Origin of the sequence: Intestinibacter sp. (assembly GCF_051866655.1) — a bacterium.
In the GTDB taxonomy this organism is placed as follows: Bacteria; Bacillota; Clostridia; order Peptostreptococcales; family Peptostreptococcaceae; genus Intestinibacter.
On the sequence record NZ_JBJDXL010000177.1, the window covers coordinates 1 to 5,289 of the forward strand.

Consider the following 5,289-nt stretch of genomic DNA (forward strand, 5'->3'; position numbering starts at 1 on the left):
GCAGTCAAATCCTTGTCGTATTCTAATGATAAAGCTACCTCTTGGTTTTCATCCTCTTGCTTTACAGTATTATTTACTTGATCTTGTTTTGATTTTACGCCAATACCGTAAACTACTCCAACTACTATGAGAGAAAGTATTACAGCAATAGCAGTTATTTTTTGTTTGCTTAATTTCATGTTCTCCTCCCTAGTTATTTACTTTAACATTATCTTTTACTTTATCGTCCCAAATCTTAAAAATTGTATATTCAGATTTTGATAAGAAATTATTCATTATTTGCTCTATATCCCCGTTGTCAATTTTAGAGTCCATAGATACATTTATAGCTATTATTTGTTTTTCATCAGTTAAATCTAATTTTCCTGATAATATTGATTGAACATCTAGAACATCTTGTGCATTTATTACCTTATCTCCATTTACATCTCCAAATATTATTTCGTATTTTTCTGGCTTTGTATAATCAGCTTCTTCATTTGAAGCATTTTGATCGACTTTGGCTTCCTCTATTTTGTGGAATTCATAGTTTTCCATTTTTAGCAAATCTTCCTTTTCTACAGATGTATCAAATAAAGCTATATATGTAGGAGTATTGCTCTTATCTGATAATTCTTGTGAATAATACAAGTATTGTTTTTTGTCTTTAGATAATTTGAATTCAACTATTTCTTCTTTTTCTTTTTCTTTAAATTCAATTATCACGCATTTTTTCTTTTCGGGTATTAATCCATCCTTTTCACCAGTATACACTGTCTTTATACTTATAGTGGCACTCTTGTTTTCAGTTGTTTTAACACTCTTATTTCCAACCTTAGATGTATATGTTGTATTTCCTGAGCTGTCTACTTTTGTATTTTGGTTGTTTTTATTTTCACTGTTACTGTTGCTATTTTGATTATTGCTATTATTATTTTCGTTATTGTTATTTTGGTTGTCGTTATCGTCGTCACCATCATCTTTTCCATTTAAATCAGGATTATCCCCTGTAGAAAAAGTAGTACTGGCATCTGTCATATCGTATAATTTATTTTGACCCTTTAAATATCTATTATATGCTACTAAAGCGTACATTCCTTGGTCTGTAGCCATTGCGTTAAGTCCTGTTCCAGCGCCCCCACCGCCGTCATATCCTTCTAATACGTGTGCAAATCCGCCACCCTTGCAATAAAAATATAATAGACCATCTATTACAGTATTCTTATTTCCATTTGAATCTGTCTTTATAAATCTAGAATCGCTGTCTACATCTATGCCTAGAGCAGTTAAAGCAACTATAGCTTGTGCTGTGCTTTCACAGTTCATAGTTCCCCAAGAATCGAAGGCCCCTGTAGATAATTGCTTCTTACTCATTACATCCAAGGCTCTATTTACAGCTTCTTTGACTTCTTCTTGGTCAGTATAATTAGATAATGCTTGTAATGCCATAAAAGTAATGTCAGGGTCAGGATCATTTCCACTAAGTGCCCATCCTCCTGCATCTTTTTCACCTTTGTGAATTTCTTTGTTTAATATGAAGTCAATTAACTTTTGTCTAGTAACTTGATCTTTTACACCTGATTTTTGTGGTATTTCGTAATTTCCACTGTCAAATGCTATAAGTGCAAAAATTGGTCCATTTATACCTTGTTTTTTTACATTATCTAAATCAGTTAAATATTCAAGTAGATTGTATCCTGCTACATCGGTTACGTCTTTATTCATAGCTGTAAGCGCTAGTATTACTCTAGAATACTCTGTATACTTAACCTTATGAAGCTGTCCATCGCAATCTTTTAGCGTTTTTTCTACTCTTTTGTAGTAATCATCGTAATAGCTTTTTGGTATTTTTACTCCACTTCTAGCTAAGCTCAGTACAGTCCATTCACCTCCTATACTCGCTACAGTAGGCTCAGGTATAGTTTTGTACATTAAACTCGCTGTTTCATTTATGTATTTCTGTATCTTTTCTTGGTTATATGCATAAGAATTTACACTATTTGAAAATACAAATCCAATTATTACGACAAAAGAAAGAAATATTGTACATATTTTTTTTAACAATTTATTCACCCCTTAATATGATAATTTTCTCTCAAAAGATTTTATTTTTTTAATTATATACTTACTTAATTGTACAATAGATTTGGTGTAAGAAAAGTCTACTTTTAAGTAGTAGCACTTTTTAACAAAAGTTCTACTACTTATAAATCCTCATAAAATTTTAAAAAGACTCTTTTATCTCGGAGTCTTTAAAAATCATATAAAAAAATAGGGAATTAATTTTAGGGAAAGTAGATTTATAATCTATACTCCCTTCTATGTGAGATTTGTTTGAATTTAATTTTTAATTACAAGAGTTAGCGTTTTAATCGTGGCTTTGCTTTTACTTTAATTTGGCCAATTAATTCCCTACAAATAAAGTTAAAATAAAAGCTTTGCTATTTCTCTATCATTATAACATTAGATTTATTTTTTGTAAGTATAATCTTTAGTTCTACTACTTTTTGTAATTAAAGTAGTAGAACTTTTTAAACAATACATCAAAATTTTTTCAATGACTTTATTTATTGATTGATTCTTGTAATTTATTTACTGATGTTGAGCCATTTTTATATGGAGAATAAACTGTATAAACGTGTCCTTGTTTGTCTTTATATGTAACGTAAGAGCTTGCAGTTAATTCTTCATCAAAATGTGATCTTTCTATATTTACTATTGTTCCTAAATAAGTCACATAATTTTCTTTTTCATTTACTTCATAGTTTACTTTACCTATAGATTTAGCTACCTTAGGAGTATCTAAGCTTAAACTTTCTCCATCTGCAAGTAGCTTAGCTGGAAGTATTAGAGTTCCTTTTTCTACTATTTCATCTCCATCATTGTAGATTTTTGTTCCAAATCTTATACCACTCTTATCATTTACTACTACTTTTACTTGTGCTCCAAGCATTGCTACATGAGCCCATTTAGCCTTGTATGTTACATTTTCAGTGTATTTTTCTCCTGACTGATATTTAGTAGTTATATCGTCAGTATCTTTATACCATCCTACAAATGTATAACCCTCTTTAGTTGGGTTTTCTGGAGTGTATTCTAAAGCTTGATCCTTTGAAACAGATTTAACTACTGCTTCACTTCCATTATCGGCATCAAATGTTACATCTATACTCTTATTAGTATTAGCTATAGCTATTACATTACCTGAGTCGTTTTTGTAGTATATAGTTCCATCGCTGTCACATATAGGACTTGCTATACAGTATTGTTGTAAATCAGTTGGTAAATCGATTAATTCACTGTAGATAGCTTCTGTTTGTCCTGGAGAATCTTCTAATACAGTTATTCCTCCTGGAGTTTTATTATATGTGCAATATACGTAAACCTTTCCATTTTCTTGTTTTGCATAAGCTGTAGATATAAGTACTGAAGCTTGAGGATATCCTTGTAATGGTGCTTCGTAGATAATTTCTAATGTACTTGCATCTGCTACTACTACCTTTCCTCCTCCAGTTAAAGTACCTGTACCTATGTAAACTCTTCCATTATATACGGCTGGTGTACTTGTACATTGACCTTCCATTTGTTTAGATTTTAAAGTAGATTTATCAAAAGTTCCATCAGCATTTACTTTCATAGAGTATAAGTATCCTGCTTTAGTTGTAAAGAATATTCTATCTGAAGTCTTATCATAAGAAATTGTAGAACGTTGGTCTCCGACTACTTCTATAGAATCTACTACTTTTCCTGTATTTTTATTTAAGCTGTAGACGTGTCCAGTTCCTTCATATCCACTTTCTCCATCGTCAGTACCTATTATAACGTTATCTCCTTTTATATAAGCTCCTGCCCAATAGAATCCACCTTTTACAGTAAATTTCCAAGATGCGTATTTAGTTTCATTTGTTTTAGCTGTATCTTCATCTGTTGTTGATATACAAACAAAATCAGCTTCTTTAACCTCACTATTCCAGAATCCTAAATAGACATATCCATCATCAGAAGCTATTGGAGATAATGCTTGTGCACTTGAACCAAATGATTCACTTACCCAAAGAGATTCTAATGTCTTGGCATTAAATGCTTGAACTGTACCTTTACCTAAAGGTGCTATTATCATACCATTAGTGTAAACTGGAGGTGTATAGCCATAGCTTGGGGAGCTTGCCATATCGCCACTTGTTATTATTGAGCCATCCTCTTTACTTAATTTGTATATTTTTGTACCTGACATAACAACTATAGAATCGTCGACTTCAATTTGTACACTTGGCGCTGCTGACCAACCACTACCTAATTTAGCAGTCCATTTTACAGTTGCTTCTGATGAATTTCTAGGTGTTTTGGCATTTGTTATACCCATGTTTTCATCGTTACCTCTGAAGTTTTTCCACTCAGAAGCTACTTCTTGTAGAGTACTAGCAGGTGCTTTTTCTAAAGTTATATTCTTTGTTTGTTCTCCTGCTACAATTTGTATTTCTTCTTTATGAGTTATATATCCGTATTTTAAAACTAATAGAGTATATGTTGAATCAGAAAGCAAACCTGTATATTTTCCATTTCCGCTTACTTCATCTCCATTAGGATCTATCAGTCTAACTACAGCACCGTCTACATCACAATTTACGTTTAGAGAAGCTGATTCTACTTCTTTTATAGTTAAATTGTAAGTATTTTCACCCTTTTGGTCATCTCCTGTGATAGTTATTGTTATATTATTAGTTCCACCGTTTAAGTCTATACTTACTCCATCTTCAGAAAGAACTTGTCCATTTACTTTTATAGTATTGTAATCGCTAACTACACTAGCAGTTGCTTTTATTAAAATAGATTTTGAACCTTTAGCTATAGTAGCTTCATAATCATTTACGCTGCTTTTGAAGCTAGGTGTTAAAACTAAATCTTTTCCATCTACAGTTGCAGTAATTGAAGATAAAGCAGATTTTCTGTTAAATGTTATAGTGTAAACCTTTGTTTCTGAACCATCCTCTGAAGTTACAGCTACATTTATTACGTTTTTGCCGTATTTTAAATTACTTACTAGTCCTGAAGAAGATGCTGTTTTTTCTTCACCCTTGTAATTTGTATAAGTGATTTTTACTGTTGAGCCTTCAGTTTCAGCTGTAGCATTGACTGTTATAGAGCTTGTTGAATAAGGTAAATCTGCTATAGTATAATCTAGTACATCAGCGCTAAATTCAGGTGATAATGTTTGGTTTTTAACGCTTAAGGATGCTAGATTACATTTACTTTCTTCTGTAGCTGCAGCTTGTACTACTGTACTTTCATTTTTATTTGTTACTTCTTCGG

At 31.7% G+C, this 5,289-nt stretch carries 2 protein-coding genes; both read right to left on the minus strand.

The features are described 5' to 3' along the window. Window positions 1-189 precede the first annotated feature (189 nt). Window positions 190-2,043, minus strand: coding sequence for a hypothetical protein (locus ACI3VO_RS05375; RefSeq protein ID WP_439756926.1), 1,854 nt, complete (start codon window positions 2,041-2,043; stop codon window positions 190-192). A 499-nt stretch (window positions 2,044-2,542) separates the two neighbouring features. Then, on the minus strand, window positions 2,543-5,289 hold a 2,747-nt coding region (locus ACI3VO_RS05380; RefSeq protein ID WP_439756927.1), incomplete at its 5' end, for a cadherin-like beta sandwich domain-containing protein.